The 13098-nt window shown below is 66.8% G+C and carries 12 protein-coding genes; 4 read left to right on the top strand and 8 right to left on the bottom strand.

Going from position 1 to position 13098, the window contains the following annotated elements; genetic code table 11:
- Positions 1–266 precede the first annotated feature (266 nt).
- From cydC to ACFWUP_RS13230, 5 genes are all read right to left on the bottom strand, one after another.
- Positions 267–2129, bottom strand: a complete 1863-nt coding sequence (gene cydC, locus ACFWUP_RS13250) for a thiol reductant ABC exporter subunit CydC (RefSeq protein WP_379234198.1) — start codon at positions 2127–2129, stop codon at positions 267–269.
- Between the two features lie 47 nt (positions 2130–2176).
- Positions 2177–4063: an ABC transporter ATP-binding protein/permease gene (locus tag ACFWUP_RS13245; protein ID WP_379234196.1), complete on the bottom strand. Its 1887-nt coding sequence runs from the start codon at positions 4061–4063 to the stop codon at positions 2177–2179.
- A 189-nt stretch (positions 4064–4252) separates the two neighbouring features.
- Positions 4253–5284 (bottom strand): cytochrome d ubiquinol oxidase subunit II, encoded by a 1032-nt coding sequence (gene cydB / locus ACFWUP_RS13240; protein WP_379233868.1) that lies wholly within the window; start codon positions 5282–5284, stop codon positions 4253–4255.
- Between the two features lie 9 nt (positions 5285–5293).
- Positions 5294–6742, bottom strand: coding sequence for a cytochrome ubiquinol oxidase subunit I (locus ACFWUP_RS13235; protein WP_379233866.1), 1449 nt, complete (start codon positions 6740–6742; stop codon positions 5294–5296).
- Between the two features lie 135 nt (positions 6743–6877).
- Entirely contained in the window at positions 6878–7783 is a 906-nt protein-coding gene (locus tag ACFWUP_RS13230; protein WP_379233864.1) for an aminodeoxychorismate lyase, read from the bottom strand.
- Positions 7784–7905: 122 nt separating this feature from the next.
- On the opposite strand from ACFWUP_RS13230, the gene ACFWUP_RS13225 reads away from it, so the two are divergent.
- From ACFWUP_RS13225 to ACFWUP_RS13210, 4 genes are all read left to right on the top strand, one after another.
- A complete protein-coding gene (locus ACFWUP_RS13225) occupies positions 7906–9015 on the top strand; it encodes a YgfZ/GcvT domain-containing protein (protein ID WP_379233862.1) in 1110 nt (369 codons plus the stop codon).
- Positions 9012–9707 carry an MOSC domain-containing protein gene (locus ACFWUP_RS13220; protein WP_379233860.1) on the top strand — a complete coding sequence of 232 codons (696 nt, stop codon included), beginning with the start codon at positions 9012–9014 and terminating at the stop codon, positions 9705–9707. Before ACFWUP_RS13225 ends, ACFWUP_RS13220 begins: the two co-directional genes overlap by 4 nt.
- On the top strand, positions 9704–10654 hold the full coding sequence (locus ACFWUP_RS13215; RefSeq protein ID WP_379233858.1) for an asparaginase: 951 nt from the start codon (positions 9704–9706) through the stop codon (positions 10652–10654). Before ACFWUP_RS13220 ends, ACFWUP_RS13215 begins: the two co-directional genes overlap by 4 nt.
- 175 nt (positions 10655–10829) lie before the next feature.
- Positions 10830–11051 carry a DUF3073 domain-containing protein gene (locus tag ACFWUP_RS13210; protein WP_379233856.1) on the top strand — a complete coding sequence of 74 codons (222 nt, stop codon included), beginning with the start codon at positions 10830–10832 and terminating at the stop codon, positions 11049–11051.
- A 203-nt stretch (positions 11052–11254) separates the two neighbouring features.
- Here the strand turns inward: ACFWUP_RS13210 and purM are convergent, their stop codons facing one another.
- The 3 genes from purM to ACFWUP_RS13195 all read right to left on the bottom strand — a co-directional run bounded on the left by purM (position 11255) and on the right by ACFWUP_RS13195 (position 12967).
- Entirely contained in the window at positions 11255–12331 is a 1077-nt protein-coding gene (gene purM / locus ACFWUP_RS13205) for a phosphoribosylformylglycinamidine cyclo-ligase (RefSeq protein WP_379233854.1), read from the bottom strand.
- Positions 12332–12449: 118 nt separating this feature from the next.
- The gene (locus ACFWUP_RS13200; protein ID WP_379233852.1) at positions 12450–12704 is read right to left on the bottom strand and encodes a Txe/YoeB family addiction module toxin; all 255 of its coding nucleotides are present in this window, start codon (positions 12702–12704) and stop codon (positions 12450–12452) included.
- Positions 12701–12967, bottom strand: coding sequence for a type II toxin-antitoxin system Phd/YefM family antitoxin (locus ACFWUP_RS13195; RefSeq protein ID WP_379233850.1), 267 nt, complete (start codon positions 12965–12967; stop codon positions 12701–12703). Before ACFWUP_RS13195 ends, ACFWUP_RS13200 begins: the two co-directional genes overlap by 4 nt.
- Between the last annotated feature and the right edge of the window lie 131 nt (positions 12968–13098).

Here is a 13098-nt window from a genome sequence, read left to right as displayed (position 1 = left end):
TGGAGCGACCCCCGAGCCGTTCCATCGCATTCGATGGTCCCGGTTGGATCGTCCGGGGGCTCGGGGGTCGGGTGACTGCCTGGGATTCGCTCTCAGCGCCGCTGGGGGCATCCCGCAGTGGAGCTGCTAGCGGGCAGCCACCTCACGCATCCGATGAACATACATTCTTCAGACCACCTCCTCTCTTGTGTACTGATGAATTTAGTCGCGCCCGCCGTCGTCGGCAATTGATTTAATTACGCTCCTGACCTGGGAATTTCGCCCGGTCACCTGGCTGGCATCGACGGTGCGCGGGAGTCGTCGACACGACAGGAGCCGTCGGCGTCGACGGTGACGACCGCGTCGGCTCGGTGGTCGGTGGGGAGTTGGTGGGTGACTACGACGACCGTGCGGTCGGCGGCGATCAGGCCGCTGTTCGCGTCCAGGAGATCGCGCAGGAGTTGGTCGCCTTCGGTGGCGGCGAGGTGTTCGGTTGGTTCGTCGAGGAGGAGGGTGTGGGCTGGGGAGACGAGGGCGCGGGCTAGGAGGAGGCGGCGGCGTTGGCCGCCGGAGACGGCGGCTGCGCCTGCGGTGAGGGAGGTGTGGACGCCGTCCGGGAGCGAGTCGAGCCAGGGGCCGAGACCGACTGTGCGGAGCGCGATTTCGGCCTCGTCGATGGTGAGGTCGCCGCGTGCCACTCGTAGGTTCTCGAGGATCGAGGTGCCGAACAGGTGGGCGTCCTCGGCGAAGAACGTGACCCCTTCACGAGGTGTGTCGAACAGGCCCGCCCATGCCATCAGCAACGTTGTTTTCCCGGCCCCGCTGGGTCCGACAACGACCACGCGCCGCCCCTCCGGCATGGCCACGCGCCTCGCCTCAGCCAGCGCACCGGCGGGCACCTGCTTGTCGACGGACGGCGGCTGTGCCCCGGGGAGCTGCACGTCGGTCGTTCCCTCGGACCCGGTGCCCGTCGAGATGCCGCGGAGGCGGTGCAGGGCAGCCCGGGAGGTGGTGAGGGTGGTTGCTGCGGCGGGGAGGGCGCTGACGGCTTCGAAGGCGGAGAGGGGGACCAGGACGAGGATGGTGAGGGCCATGGGGGTCATGCCGCCGGGGAGTCCGCCGGTCGGGCCGTATGCGGCGATGCCGACCAGGAGGGCACCGAATGCGCTGATCCCGATCGAGAGCGGGGTGGCTGCGGCGGCCCACGCGCTGCGGGCGGCAGCTGAGTCCTCGGCGGTGACTGCGCGATGAGAGGCGTTGTCCGCCACCGCGATTGCCGCATCGAGTCGACCGGCGACCCGTAGTTCGGCGGCATGATCGAGCACGGTCAGCGCCTCGGCGGTGAACTCGGCCCGATCAGCGCGCACGGCCCGCTCGGCGTCCCGGGCGGCCACCGCTGACAACCACGGCGCGAGGATCCCCGAAACCCCCAGCGCCACGGCCAAAATCACTGCGGCCAACGGCGAGATGAACGCGATCAACCCCACCGCCGCGAACGACAGCACCACCGCCACCGCAACCGGCACCAGCACCCGGACAACCACCGCCCCGAGATCGTCGATATCGGCACCGATGCGCACCAACACATCCCCGCGCCGCAATTCCCGACCGAAGTCGTCCGCACCCGGCACACGCGTGCGATCCGCCATCGCACTCGGCACCTGAACCGCATCGCCCACCGCGCGATCGCCCACCTCCGCATCCTCGCGCCGGCCAGATTCCTCGACCGAGGTTCGCGCGCGATGCGACTGCCGCTCCCGCGCAACGCTATCGGAGCCGATGCCTGCGCTGATCCGCCGATCAGACCCGGCGCCGACCTGCCCACCAGATGTCGCACTGCGGTCCCGCCACCACCACACATCGGACTGAGCCAGCGTCCGATACACCGAGGTCCGCGCGGTGGTCATCGCCCGCAGTGCCACATCGTGGGTCGCCAGCCGTTCCAGATACCGGCACAACCCGCGCGAGATCCCCAACGCCCGCACCGCGACCACCGCGACACTCAGGTCGAGTACCGGCGGCATCTGCCAGGCCCGCGCGATCAACCACGCGGCGAGCGCCGCCAACCCGAGCCCACTCCCCAACGCCGCCACACCCCACGCGATCGCGATCACGACCCGCCCCGGCGACAATTCGAGCAGCCGCCACATCTCGCGCACGTCCTGAACGACACCGCCGTATTGCCTGTGTTCGGCGCTCACGAGACTCGCACCTCCTGGCCGGTTCGGTCGGCCGCCATCACGTCGCCGGCGACCACTTGCACCACCACGTCAGCCGCGGCGAGAACCGTTGGGCGGTGGGCGATCACGACGACGGTGGCGCCGCGGTCGGCGAGGGTGCGGAGCGTTTGCAGCACTCGTCGCTCGCTCTCGGGGTCGAGGTGGGCGGTGGGTTCGTCGAGGAGCAGGATCGGGCGGTCGGCGGCGAGGACTCGGGACAGGGCGAGGCGCTGGCGTTGACCGAGAGAGAGCCCCGTGCCGTTCTGTCCGACGACGGTGTCCCAGCCGTCAGGGAGTTCGGCCAGCACGTCGTCGAATCCGGTTGCGGTGCAAGCTGATCGAAGATCGTCGGCTCGATCCGATGCGCCGAGCATTTCGACGTTCTCGCGCAGCGTTCCGGGAACGAGCACCGGCCGCTGCGGGAGCCACGCGACGCGGCTCCACCACTGGTCGGGGTCGAGTTCGCGAACATCGACGCCGTCGACCAGAACCGCCCCCGCGTCGGGCGCGATCAAGCCGAGAATCGCCTGCAGTGTGGTCGACTTCCCGCACCCATTGGGCCCGGTCAACACCGTCACCACGCCGGGCGCGAGTTCTGCCGTCAACCGATCGGGTGCCGTCCCGGATTGTACGTCAATTGTTAATCCGCGCAACATGATCCGCGATGGGGCCGCATGCGTGCCCGACTCACCGCCATCGCGCGAACCCGACTCGCCACCACCCATCGCCCGAGCACGAATCCTCGACTCACCTCCATCGCGCAGCGGCGAATCCAAGTCACCGTCCACCCGCGCACGAATCCTCGACTCGCTTCGATCACGCAGCGGCGAATCCAAGTCACCAGGTTCGCCGAAATCCGCGCCGACACCAGCGAGTTCCCGCGAGTCACCTCGTTTCTGCGCGCCAGCAGGTTCGAGCACCGCGAACGCCCGGTCCGCCGCCGCCATCCCGTCCTGCGCCGCATGGAACTTCTCCCCCACCACTCGCAGCGGCCAGTACACCTCGGGCGCCAGGATCAGCGCCACCATCCCGCTGTACAACGCCATTTCCCCGAACACCAACCGCAACCCGATCGCGACGGCGATGATCGCAACACTCAGCGTCGCAAGGCTTTCCAGCACCATCGACGACAGGAACGCCATCCGCAGCGCACGCATGGTCCGCTCCCGCAGCGAATTACCCAGTGCCTGCACGTGATTCACCATCGACGGCCCGTCGGCCCCCTCGCGGCCGAGCGCACGCAGCGTGGGCATTCCCGCGAAAAGGTCGAGGATCTGGTCGGACAGCCGGGTCGTCGCGGCGAGGGTCGCCTCAGCACGCCCTTGGGTGAGCAGCCCGATGAGGATCATGAACACCGGGATCAGCGGCACGGTGATCACCGCGATCAGCGCGGAGGTCGGGTCGTGCAAGGCGATGACCACCAGCACCACCGGTGGCACCAGACACGCCAGCAGCAGCGCCGGCAGGTATCCCGTGAACCACCCGCGCAGCCCGTTCAGACCGTTGCCGACAACGACCGCGATCTCGGTGCGCCGCGCGTCGAGTTCGCGCGGCGGCAGTTCGGCACCGGCCCGCAGCACCGCCGTCTCCAACTCCGCGACGACCGTGCTCCCGGCCCGATGCGCCAGCCGCGCCTGCCACCAGCTCGCCAGCCCCCGCACCGCGATCGCCAGCGCGAGCACAACCAATTCCGTGGTCCACGAACTGAACTCGCGTTTGCCCGGGTCGGTGATCAGCCCGGCCAGCACCCGCCCCAGCACGATGGCCATCACGACGATCGTCACCGTGATCACCATCGCCAGCGCGACCGCGATCACCAGGTGCGGCCGTGCCGACCGCGCGTACCGCCACAACCGTGGATCCACCGGCCCGCGTCTGGACCGCTGCCGACCCGTATCGCCGCCCTGAGACGATTTCGCCGCGTCACGCTCCTGCTCGACCACCTCGACGCTGTCCGATGACACCGCCCCATCCTGCGACAAGCTTTCCGACACCACAGCGGTCCGACCTTTCGCGAGCAAACCTTCCAGGGACGAGGCCGCAGCCGTTTCTGCTCAGCTGCCTTTACTGCTCAGCGGCAAACCCACCGGCGGCGGAATCTGTTCGACCCGAATCCGCTGCCGGAAGACCCAATAGGTCCACCCCTGATAAATCAGCACCACCGGCGTCGCGATCACCGCCGCCCAGCTCATCACCTTCAACGTATACGCCGAGGACGACGCGTTGTAGATGGTGAGGTGGTAGAGCGGGTCGATGGTCGAGGGCAGCACATTCGGAAACATCGACCCGATGATCAGCACGGTCGCCGAAACAACAGTAAGCGTCGTGCCGACAAAGGCCCATCCATCACGCCCGGCCATATTCGCGAGGCCGGCGAGCGCGAGCCCGAGAACCGCCGTCACCATGACGAACCAGGTCCAGTCCGCTCCATAGGCGAGCTGCGTCCACAACCCGAATCCGCCCACGACAAGCGCAGTGGGAATCAGCAGTAACCTGACGATCCGCATGGCATCGTCACGAACCTCACCGGCGGTTTTGAGCACCAGGAACACCGCACCGTGCAACGCGAACAACACAGCGGTCGCCAGCGCTCCGAGCAGTGCGTACGGGCCGAGCAGGTCCCACACCGATCCCACGACCTGCTTCTCCGCGTTCATCGGCACCCCGCGCACCATGTTCGCGAACACCCAGCCCCAGGCCAGCGCGGGAATCCACGATCCGATCCCGATCCCGATATCGCACCAGGCCCGCCACTTCGGATCATTGATCTTGCCCCGGTATTCGATCGCGCACACCCGCAGAATCAGCGCGACCAACAACAGCAACAGCGCAAGATAGAACCCCGAGAACATGCTCGCGTACCACTCGGGAAACGCCGCGAACAGCGCACCGGCGGCGGTGATCAGCCAGACCTCGTTGCCGTCCCACACCGGCCCGATCGTGTTGAGCACGACCCGCCTGCGCGCATCGGACCCCTTTCCGAGAATCGGCATCAACATGCCCACCCCGAAGTCGAACCCTTCGAGCACGAAGTAGCCGGTGAACAGCACGCCGATCAGTACGAACCAGAACTGTTGCAGACCCATCGTCGGCTCCTAGTACGCGAAGGAAAGTTGGTCGTTGTCAGGGCCGTCCGAGTTCGGTTTCGGCGTGTCCGGCCCCGCGACGACATACCGTCGCATCAGGTAGAACCACACCACCGCGAGTGCGCCATAGAGCAGCGTGAACACCACCAGCGAGAACAACACCGTCCCGGCGGAATGCTCGGATACCGCCTGCTGCACCGTCATTCGAATATTCGGGTCACCGGTCGGATTGGGCACCACCGCCCACGGCTGCCGCCCCATTTCGGTGAACACCCACCCCGAGGCATTGGCCAGGAACGGAGTGGGAATCGCAAGCAGGCTCAACCAGGAGAACCATCGCTGATCCGGCACCCGCCCACCGCGCGTCACCCAGAATCCGGCCAGCAGCAACAGCACCGACCCGCCCGCCAGCCCGATCATGGCGCGGAAGGACCAGTAGGTGACGAACAGGTTGGGCCGATAATCGCCGGGGCCGTAGGCCACGTTGTAGGTCTTCTGCAGGTCGACGACACCGTCGAGGGTCACGTCGCTGAACTCGCCCTTGGCGAGATACGGCAGCACATAGGGCACTTCGAGTACGTGCACCACACTGTCGCAATTGTTGTGCGTCCCGACCGTCAGAATCGAGAAGTCGGGATCGGTCTCGGTGTGGCACAACGATTCCGCCGAAGCCATTTTCATCGGCTGCTGTTCGAACATCAGCTTGCCTTGAATATCGCCGGTGAAGATCAAGGCCGCACCGGACAACGCGACCACCACCAACGAGGCCCGTCCTACCGGCCGCCACATTGTCTGCGCCGCTTCGAGTTTCACCGGGTCACCACTGCGCGCATTACGCACCATCCACCATCCGGCGATACCGGCGACGAATGTGCCCGCGGTGAGAAACGAGCCTGCCACCACATGCGGAAAGGCAGCCAACGTCGTGTTGTTGGTCAGCAGCGCCCAAATACTTTCCAGCTCAGCACGTTTGGTTTCCGGGTTGTACCGAGCCCCCACCGGATGCTGCATGAACGAATTGGCGGCGATGATGAAATACGCCGACGCGTTCACCCCGATGGCAACGATCCAGATCGTCGCCAGGTGCACCAGTTTCGGGAGCCGGGTCCACCCGAAGATCCACAATCCGATGAACGTGGACTCCATGAAGAACGCGATCAGCGCCTCCAGAGCCAGTGGCGCACCGAAGACATCGCCGATGAAGCGCGAGTACTCGCTCCAGTTCATCCCGAACTGGAATTCCTGCACGATGCCCGTGGCGACCCCGAGGGCGAAGTTGATCAGGAACAGTTTGCCGAAGAATTTGGTCAGCCGGTACCAGCGTTCGTCGCCCGTGACCACCCAGGCGGTCTGCATCGTCGCGATCAGCGGCGCGAGGCCGATGGTCAGCGGAACGAACAGGAAGTGGTAGACGGTCGTGATCCCGAACTGCCACCGGGAGACATCAAGGGTGTCCATCCGACCTCCACCGATCTACTACGACAACTTGTAGTAGATCGTACGCCGGGAATCACCGCATTCGAGCGTGACAACCGCCACGGCGCGCGAAAAGCCTTACCGCAGGGGCGCGCCCACCCGCGCCCCACGCACGGATCACCAGTCCCCGATGGTCCCCGGCCGATCGATACCGAGATCGACCATGTCGATGATCTCCTGGGCATTGTCGGGCGCCGACAAGCGGATGCCGTCGAGCTGGTTCACTCGCGCGGCCAGGGTCACACTCGACAGCAGCCAGATGCTGTCACAGTCGAAAAGGTCCGCGGTGAACAGCGTCTGGTACTTGCACTCCCACCCGGCCTTCTCCGCGACGTTGTACAGCGCCCGTTGCGTGACACCGGGCAGCACACCGCTTTTCGCCGGCGGGGTGATGAGTTCCTTACCGCGCGCGATCACCACCGACGAGCGCGGGCCTTCGAGGACCTTGTGCTCGGTGCTGTGGAAGATCACGTCCTCGGCGCCCATCCGCCGCGCGAACCGCAGCGCCGCCATGTTGGTCGCGTACGACAGCGTCTTCGCGCCGAGCAGCTGCCACGGCGCCGCCTGCGCGAGGTCGACCGAGATGCCGCGTGCCAGCGACATCACCTTCACGCCCTCGGCGCGTGCGGTCGCGACCCGCGCGGGGACCGGGGAGACGAGCACATACGCGGTGGGCTGCGGATCCTCCGGCGCCAGTTCCGAGCGCGGCGCGTCGAATTCCGAGTCGCGGCCGCGCGTGTAGATCAGCCGCAACATTCCTTCCTCAACCGAGCCCCACTCCTTGACGGCCAGTTCCACCGCCGAGCGCCAGCGCGACAGGCCGGGCTCCGGTAGTTCCAGCGCCTGCGCCGAGCGACGCAGCCGCGCCAGGTGGAATTCCAGCGCGGTAGCCACTCCGCCGCGCACCAAAATCGTTTCGAATACGCCATCGCCGCGTAGGGCGCCGATGTCGTCGGCATAAAGCGACGGCACGTTCGCGTCAGCGACCGTCCCGTCGAGTGTCACAAGAACCCGTTCTCCCATGCGCCGAGCGTAGGCGTTATCGCACTGTTACGCCTACGGCTGCATCGAATCGAGCTCGCGACGCGCGTTGCGAAGGACACCGAGTGCGGCGCGTGTCGGCAGACGCGCCTACAGTGGGTGTCGTGTCACAGGTCGTCGTCCCCAGTCCTGTTCTCCATAACCCGGGTGCCGTCGCGGGTGCTCCCGATACCCCGGATGCCGCGGTCGCCTGGCATTACGGTGATCCGTTCGGTGAGCAGAAGGCCGCCACGCAGCGGGTCGCGGTCGTGGATCGCTCCCATCGCAGCGTCGCGACGATCACCGGCGCCGAGCGCCTGAGCTGGTTGCACACCATCACCAGTCAGCACATCGCCGCGCTGCCCGACGCGCACAGCGCCGAGACCCTCGACCTCGATCTCAACGGCCGGGTACTGAACCATTTCATCCTCACCGATCTCGACGGCACCCTCTGGCTCGATACCGAGGCCGACCGTGGCGCCGAGCTGCTGTCGTTTCTGCAGAAGATGGTGTTCTGGGCCGACGCGAAGCCCGTGGCCGCACCCGATCACGCCGTGCTGAGCCTGCTGGGCCCCGAAACGGTCACCCTCCTCGACACGCTCGGCATCGCGCAACTGCCCGAGACCTACGCCGCCGTCGCTCTTCCCGGTGGCGGGTTCCTGCGCCGGATGCCGGGTGCGGACTCCTTCGACCTCATCGTGCCCCGTGACGAACTGTCGACGTGGTGGACCAAGCTCACCCAAGCCGGCGCCGAACCGGCGGGCATGTGGGCCTACGAGGCGCTGCGCGTGGCCGCACTGCGCCCCCGCATCGGCATCGACACCGACGAACGCACCATCCCGCACGAGGCCCGCTGGATCGGCGGCATCGACGAACAGGGCGCCGTCCATCTGAACAAGGGCTGCTACCGCGGCCAGGAAACCGTCGCCCGGGTACACAACCTCGGCAAGCCGCCGCGCAACCTCGTGCTGCTGCACCTGGACGGCTCGGCCGACGAACGCCCCGCCACCGGCGACGACGTCACCGCGGGCGGCCGCACCGTCGGTCGCCTCGGCACCGTGATCGATCACTTCGAACTCGGCCCGATCGCCCTGGCCCTGGTCAAACGTTCGGTCCCCGCAGGCACCGAACTGGTGGTCGGCAGCATGGCCGCCGCCATCGACCCCGACTCCGTCCCCGCCGACGACACCGAGCAGGCGGGCCGCGCCGCCGTCAACCGGTTGCGCGGGCGATGAACCGCCCGGTCATGCGCGTCGGTGACACCGGCCGCGTCGAGGCCGTCTGCGTGGTGTACGCCGAGATCGAGGTGCGCTCCCGCGTCGGTCGCAGTGCCATCGACAAGCGCCCGGTCGACGGTCGCGTCGGCGTCGCCGCCCTCGGCCTGGCAGGCGACCACGTCTGCAACACCGTCCATCACGGCGGTGCCGACCAGGCCGTCTACGCCTATGCCGAAGAAGACGCCCGCCGCTGGGCCACCGAACTCGGCCGCGAACTCCCCGCGGGCTGGTTCGGCGAAAACCTGCGTCTGACCGGCCTTCCGGTCAGCGATGCGGTGATCGGCGCGCACTGGGCGATCGGCGAGACCCTGCTCGAAGTCAGCGCACCCCGCGTCCCGTGCGCGACCTTCCAGCAGTGGTCCGGCGAACCGCGCTGGGTCAAACGCTTCGCCCTACAGTCCGATACCGGGGCCTACTTCCGCGTTCTCACCGAGGGCACGATCGGCGCGGGCGACGGCGTCCGCGTCGTCCACGTCCCCGAGCACGGGATCACCGTCCGCGACCTGTTCACCGGCGCCGACCCCGCCCGCCTCGAACGCCTGCGTGCGGAGGAACCCTCCCTGTCCACCGACGTCCACATGCAGATCGACCGGCACACCAGAACCCGCTCCGGCAGCGCAGCGGACGAGATGACCGAGGTGAGTGCGTGAGCGTAGAACTTGTCGAAGTCGTCCGTTCCGGTTTCCGTGAGTGCGTGCACCGCGGCTCCGTGGTCATCCTCGACCCCTTCGGCACCCCCACCCTCGAACTCGGTGAGATCCACGGCCCGATCTTCCCGCGTTCGACCAACAAACCGATGCAGGCACTGGCCTTGCTGCGCAACGGTTTCGACCCCGTCGACGACGACGAACTCGCCATCTCCACCGCGTCACACTTCGGCGAGCCCGACCACATCGCCCTGGTCCGCCGTCTGCTCGACCGCTACGGCTTCACCGAGAACGACCTCGCCTGCCCACCCGACCTCCCGTTCGAGGAGAACGCCCGCGCCGCCGCGATCACCGGCGACGGCAAGAGCACCCTCTACATGAACTGCTCGGGCAAACACGCCGCGATGCTGGCGACCTGCGCGATCAACGACTGGCCGCGCACCGGATATCTCGACCTCGACCACCCACTGCAGCAATCGGTCCTCGCCACCATCGCCGACGTCACCGGCGAACCGGAGACCGATCTGGGCATCGACGGCTGCGGCCTGCCGATCGTGCCCGTGTCGCTGATCAACCTCGCGCGCGCCTTCGCCGGCTTCACCACGGCCGAGCCCGGCACCGCGCCGCGCCGGATCGCCGACGCCGTTCGGGCGAATCCGCGAGTGATTTCCGGCACGAGCGGGCCGGATCTGCTGGCAATGTCGGCGACCCCCGGGCTGTTCTGCAAGATCGGCGCCGACGGCGTCCACGCGGGTGCGCTGCCCGACGGCAGGGCCTTCGCGTACAAGATCTCCGACGGCGCGGATCGGGCCCGGATGCCGCTGACGCTGGCGATATTGCGCGAACTGGGCGTCGAATGGACCGATCAGCACACTCAGCTCGCGGCCACCGCGGTCCTCGGCGGCGACGCCAGAGTCGGTGTGATCCGTGCGATTCCGGGGGTGTTCTGAGACCGGCCGGTCTGGGCGAAGTAGGGGCAAACCGGGGCGCTTCGACAGGTCTTCACCCACTCCTGGGAGCGCGACGCCCTGACACACGCTAAAGTGTCTGTCAGGAAGAGTATTAATTCGAACGGGGCCGCCAACACACCCCAGGCCGCCCCGCAGTGACGCGAGGGGGTCAGCCATGGGCCGTGGCCGGGCTAAGGCAAAGCAGACCAAAGTCGCACGTGAGCTCAAGTACAGCTCCGCGCCGACCGACTTCGCGAGCCTTCAGCGCGAGCTGTCGGATAGCGATGCTTCGCCCTACTCCGCACCAAGGAGTAGAGCAGTGCTGTCCGATGAGCCGGACGAGCCGTCATCTCGTTGGAACGACGAGGACGACGGTTACGACAGCTGGCGCCGTTGAAGTAACAGCGAATACCTGAAAACACGAACGAGCGTCCTGTGTGTGCACAGGACGCTCGTCGTGTTAGCCGCCTCGGGGCCCCGACCTCCCCGAGCCGACAGGCCTGACCCCTCTGGGTTAACCACTCAGCGGTCGGAACAAACCCTTGACGCACGTGAGCCGGGTCGCAACTGTCGCGACCCGGCTCACGTGGTTTCGAGAGATCAGAACCTGGGGTGGTCACCCAGCAGCACCGCACGCGGCGCTTCGACGTCGGCAGCCTTCTTGACCTGGCCGAGCGTCCAGCAGTCGATGTGGCGGGCGGTGAGCACCGCCAGCGCACGGTCGGCATCCTCGGGCGCCACGATCGCGACCATGCCGACGCCCATATTGAACGTCTTCTCCATCTCGATGCGCTCCACGCGACCACGCTGGGCGATCAGCTTGAACACCGGCGCCGGGTTCCAGGTGCCACGATCCAGCTCGGCCACCAGGCCCGCCGGCAGCACGCGCGCCAGGTTGGCGGCGAGGCCACCACCGGTGACGTGCGAGAACGTGCGCACATCGGTTTCGGCGATCAGTGCCAGGCAGTCCTTGGCGTAGATGCGCGTCGGCTCGAGCAGTTCCTCACCGAGGGTGCGGCCGAATTCCTCGACGTAGCCGGTGAGAGACATCCGGTCGATGTCGAGCAGCACCTTGCGGGCAAGGCTGTAGCCGTTGGAGTGCAGGCCCGAGGACCCCATCGCGATCACGACGTCACCGGGACGCACCCGGTCCGGTCCGAGCACCGAATCGGCCTCGACCACGCCCACGCCGGTGGCGGACAGGTCGTAGTCGTCGGGATCCATCAGGCCCGGGTGCTCGGCGGTCTCGCCACCGAGCAGCGCACAACCGGCCTTGATACAACCCTCGGCGATCCCGGAGACGATCTCGGCGACCTTCTCCGGGATGACCTTGCCGATGGCGATGTAGTCCTGCAGGAACAGCGGCTCGGCGCCACACACCACCAGGTCGTCGACGACCATGGCGACCAGGTCGAGCCCGACGGTGTCGTGCTTGTCGAGGGCCTGGGCGATGGCGATCTTGGTGCCGACGCCGTCCGTGGATGCGGCGAGCAGCGGTTCCCGGTACCCGCCCTTGAGCGCGAACATCCCGGCGAAGCCGCCGATACCGCCCTGCACCTCGGGTCGGCTGGCCTTCCTGGCCAATGGTCCGAACAATTCGACGGCGCGGTCACCGGCTTCGATGCTCACGCCCGCCGCAGCGTAGGAAGCGCCTGCACCAGCGTTTTGTTCAGTCATTGTAGGGAAAAGCTCCAAACCGAATCGGCGGATAGATGTCCTATAACTCTAGGCCATCGGCCCTGGCGCCTTACCTGCACGGCCTGCTCAGAAGTTTCGGCGGCTGCTACGGGAAAGGTCAGTAGTGGTAGTGGGCTTGGGCTACGAGGATGTCGGTGCCCTGGATCGCGTAGACCAGACGACGCTCATCGTTGATCCGCCGGGACCAGTAGCCCGACTTGTCACCTCGCAGCGGTTCGGGCTTGCCGATTCCAGCGAAGGGGTCGCGTTCGATCTCATTGATCAGGCGGATGATCCGCAAGGCGAGTTTCCGGTCAGTGTCGATCCAGTGCGTCAAATCCTCCAACGCGGCCTTCGCGAAAATGACCCTCACTCGAGTTCCTCCGCGACCTTCTGCACGTCGACCTCGACCACATCACCGGTCTCCAACTGGGCGATGCCCATGGCCAACCGGGCGGCGTTCGCAGGCGACCGCAAAAGATAGAGCGTCTCGCGTAGCGAGTTGTACTCATCCTCGGAAATCAGGACCGCGTTCCCTTTGCGGCTGGTGATGTAAACCGCGACCGCATCATCATTGACCTGCTCGATCAGCGGGAACAGGTTGCTTCGCGCTTCGCTGGCGGACATGCTGGTCATCGAAATCGGTCCTCTCCCAAGAGTCTCTTCAATGGTACCAGATTGTGGTACGACTCCGACTGATGCGGCAGTCGAACTCTCCCGCCCGCGAGCTGCACGTCGTGTGGGCGGGGGAGCAGATCCGACAAGTC

Origin of the sequence: Nocardia sp. NPDC058658, assembly GCF_042716665.1 — a bacterium.
Taxonomy (GTDB): domain Bacteria; phylum Actinomycetota; class Actinomycetes; order Mycobacteriales; family Mycobacteriaceae; genus Nocardia.
The sequence above is the reverse complement of the archived record's forward strand: the minus strand, read 5'-3'. Positions and strand labels throughout refer to the sequence as shown.

Bases quoted from the DNA above. Each gene is read 5' to 3' on its own strand.
- cydC (WP_379234198.1), bottom strand. From the start codon at position 2,129: ATGTGGCGGCTGCTCGAATTGTCGCCGGGGCGGGTCGTGATCGCGATC.
- cydB (WP_379233868.1), bottom strand. From the start codon at position 5,284: ATGGGTCTGCAACAGTTCTGGTTCGTACTGATCGGCGTGCTGTTCACC.
- ACFWUP_RS13235 (WP_379233866.1), bottom strand. From the start codon at position 6,742: ATGGACACCCTTGATGTCTCCCGGTGGCAGTTCGGGATCACGACCGTC.
- ACFWUP_RS13230 (WP_379233864.1), bottom strand. From the start codon at position 7,783: ATGGGAGAACGGGTTCTTGTGACACTCGACGGGACGGTCGCTGACGCG.
- ACFWUP_RS13220 (WP_379233860.1), top strand. From the start codon at position 9,012: ATGAACCGCCCGGTCATGCGCGTCGGTGACACCGGCCGCGTCGAGGCC.
- ACFWUP_RS13210 (WP_379233856.1), top strand. From the start codon at position 10,830: ATGGGCCGTGGCCGGGCTAAGGCAAAGCAGACCAAAGTCGCACGTGAG.
- purM (WP_379233854.1), bottom strand. From the start codon at position 12,331: ATGACTGAACAAAACGCTGGTGCAGGCGCTTCCTACGCTGCGGCGGGC.
- ACFWUP_RS13195 (WP_379233850.1), bottom strand. From the start codon at position 12,967: ATGACCAGCATGTCCGCCAGCGAAGCGCGAAGCAACCTGTTCCCGCTG.